Source organism: Microcystis sp. T1-4, from assembly GCF_000297435.1.
Classification (GTDB): Bacteria; Cyanobacteriota; Cyanobacteriia; order Cyanobacteriales; family Microcystaceae; genus Microcystis.
Window position 1 is genome coordinate 1 of the sequence record NZ_CAIP01000380.1, and the last position, 803, is coordinate 803.

Annotated in this window: 1 protein-coding gene and 1 pseudogene; one reads left to right on the forward strand and one right to left on the reverse strand. The window is 38.6% G+C overall.

Annotated elements, in window-relative coordinates; genetic code table 11:
• Window positions 1-675, forward strand: a pseudogene (locus MICAI_RS17715) (RNA-guided endonuclease InsQ/TnpB family protein); the annotation flags it as partial.
• Here MICAI_RS17715 and MICAI_RS27285 read toward each other — a convergent pair.
• A complete protein-coding gene (locus MICAI_RS27285) occupies window positions 603-782 on the reverse strand; it encodes a hypothetical protein (protein WP_071989079.1) in 180 nt (59 codons plus the stop codon). The pseudogene MICAI_RS17715 and the gene MICAI_RS27285 overlap by 73 nt on opposite strands.
• Between the last annotated feature and the right edge of the window lie 21 nt (window positions 783-803).

Consider the following 803-nt stretch of genomic DNA (forward strand, 5'->3'; position numbering starts at 1 on the left):
CGATTTTACCCCACACCAGAACAAGAGTCGCTATTGCGGCGCACTTTGGGCTGTGTAAGATTGGTTTACAATAAAGCTCTCCATCTCAGAACACAAGCTTGGTACGAAAAGCAAGAAAGAGTAGGATATGCTGAAACGTCTTCAATGCTAACTGATTGGAAAAAGCAAGAAGAATTAGAGTTTTTAAACGAAGTTAGCTGTGTACCCTTACAACAAGGTTTAAGACACCTACAAACAGCTTTTACTAATTTCTTTGCTGGTCGTACTAAGTATCCTAACTTTAAGAAAAAACATCAGGGAGGAAGTGCCGAATTTACCAAATCAGCCTTTAAATTTAAAGACAAACAAATCTATTTAGCCAAATGCACAGAACCTTTACCTATTCGATGGTCAAGACAAATCCCAGAAAGCTGTGAACCAAGCACAGTAACAGTTAGGCTACATCCATCTGGACGTTGGCATATCTCAATAAGATTTGATGACCCAACGATTAAGCCTTTACCAGTAACAGATAAAGCCATTGGAATTGACTTAGGAATTAGTAGCCTCGTGATTACCAGCGATGGTGACAAAGTATCTAATCCCAAGCATTTTAAAAAGCATTATCGGCTCTTCGTTACTTGGTATGGTTCGATAGGGGAGCATAAATCGACTAAATCCTTATCTGGCAAGAGACTTAATTGATTAGTTCGCTCTAGATCAAAAACAATTGACAAAAATCGCCAAATGTCTTTCTCTATAAGAGTTTCATTCCTTATAATCCTGTACGTTGCATAAGACAAACCGAAGAACCGCATTATCGG